Genomic DNA, 1,602 nt, shown 5'->3' on the forward strand with positions numbered 1-1,602 from the left:
CGCCGTTCACGCGATCGCCGGGTACGGCCCGAACCTCGCCGCGCCCGCCTGGCCGGACGCCTCGCTGGAGGAGCGGGAGCGGCTGCGGCGGGCGGCCGATGTGCGCGCGTACCTGGACCCCGGTTCGACCCGCGCCGAGCGGGCCGCGGTCGTCCGCCGGTACCACGCGCGCTGGCTGCTGCTGACGCCCGCGCAGCGGGTGCCCGAGGAGGCGGTGGTGGTGGCGTGGAGCCGGCGGACGGGGGAGGTGCTGGCGCGGGTGCCGGGGACTACTCGATGACGAGGTCGACGGGGATGTTGCCGCGGGTGGCGTTGGAGTAGGGGCAGACCTGGTGGGCCTGCTCGACCAGCTTGCGGCCGGTCTCCTCCTCGATGCCCTCGGGCAGCTCGACGCGGAGCGTCACCGCGAGCGCGAAGCCCTCGCCCTGCTTGCCGAGGACGACCTCGGCGGTCACCGCGGCGTCGCTGACGTCGACCTTGGCCGCCCGGCCGACCACACCGAGGGCGCTGCCGAAGCAGGCCGCGTAACCGGCGGCGAAGAGCTGCTCCGGGTTGGTGCCCTGGCCGTTGCCGCCGAGTTCCACGGGGGCGCTCAGGCCGAGGTCCAGCTTGCCGTCGGAGGTGACGGCGCGGCCCTCGCGGCCGTGGGTGGCGGTGGCGACAGCGGTGTAGAGCGCGTCCATGGAAGGACCTTCCCTCTCGAGTCGTGGCTCGGCCGGGCCCTTCGGTTCGGTGGGTCCGGCCGCCGTACGACCACAAGTAGAGCACGCAATTGAATTGTGCGCAACCAAATGGCCCGCGAGAGCTACCCTGGAGCCATGACAGCCACCCCGATCCCACCTCCCGCGACGGCCCCGCTGCCGGACGCCGCGGACGACTGGCTCCGCCTCGACCAGCAGATCTGCTTCAACCTGAACGCGGCCTCCCGCGCCTTCAACGGCGTCTACCGGGTGGTCCTCAAGGACCTCGGGCTCACCTACCCGCAGTACCTGGTCATGCTGGTGCTGTGGGAGCACGGCACGCTGCCGGTGAAGAAGCTCGGCGAGCACCTGCGACTGGACTCCGGCACCCTGTCCCCGCTGCTCAAGCGGCTGGAGGCGGCCGGCCTGGTACGCCGGGAACGCAGTGCGCGCGACGAGCGGTCGGTGGAGGTCCGGCCCACCGAGGAGGGCACCGCGCTGCGGCAGCGGGCCCTGGAGGTGCCGCGCCGGATCATGGCCGCGACCGGCTTCGACATCGACGAGATCCGTGACCTCGGCACCCGTCTGCACCGGCTCACGGCGGCGCTGGACACGGCGGTCGCGGAGGGCGCGTGACGGCGGCCGACGTGCGCCGCGCGCGCCGAGCGTCCTCAATGGAGGCAGAAGCAGCCCCGTGACGCGCCCGAGGACGCCATGCAGCCCCCTCACCCCCAGGTCACCGTCGTCGTCATCGGCCACGACGACGCCGCCCACGTGACCGACGCCGTGCGCTCGGCGCTCGGGCAGGGGCCCGCCGTACGGGAGGTCGTCGCCGTCGACGACTGCTCGACGGACGGCAGCGGGGACCTGCTGGACCGGCTCGCCGAGGGCGAACCCCGGCTGCGGGTGATCCGGCTCCCCG

The 1,602-nt window shown here is 73.8% G+C and carries 3 protein-coding genes and 1 pseudogene; 3 read left to right on the forward strand and 1 reads right to left on the reverse strand.

Annotated features, from left to right (window positions below; all coding sequences use genetic code 11):
• A pseudogene (locus B7767_RS08950) lies at positions 1 to 280 on the forward strand (hypothetical protein); the annotation flags it as partial.
• Here B7767_RS08950 and B7767_RS08955 read toward each other — a convergent pair.
• Entirely contained in the window at positions 270 to 683 is a 414-nt protein-coding gene (locus B7767_RS08955; protein ID WP_030868470.1) for an organic hydroperoxide resistance protein, read from the reverse strand. The pseudogene B7767_RS08950 and the gene B7767_RS08955 overlap by 11 nt on opposite strands.
• 135 nt (positions 684 to 818) lie before the next feature.
• Between B7767_RS08955 and B7767_RS08960 the strand changes: the two genes are divergently transcribed.
• Both B7767_RS08960 and B7767_RS08965 read left to right on the forward strand, forming a co-directional pair.
• On the forward strand, positions 819 to 1,316 hold the full coding sequence (locus tag B7767_RS08960; protein ID WP_085571704.1) for a MarR family winged helix-turn-helix transcriptional regulator: 498 nt from the start codon (positions 819 to 821) through the stop codon (positions 1,314 to 1,316).
• 78 nt (positions 1,317 to 1,394) lie between these two features.
• The coding region (locus B7767_RS08965) for a glycosyltransferase (protein ID WP_143652297.1) at positions 1,395 to 1,602 on the forward strand (208 nt) is incomplete at its 3' end.

Origin of the sequence: Streptomyces sp. 13-12-16 (assembly GCF_002114215.1) — a bacterium.
Lineage (GTDB): Bacteria > Actinomycetota > Actinomycetes > Streptomycetales > Streptomycetaceae > Streptomyces.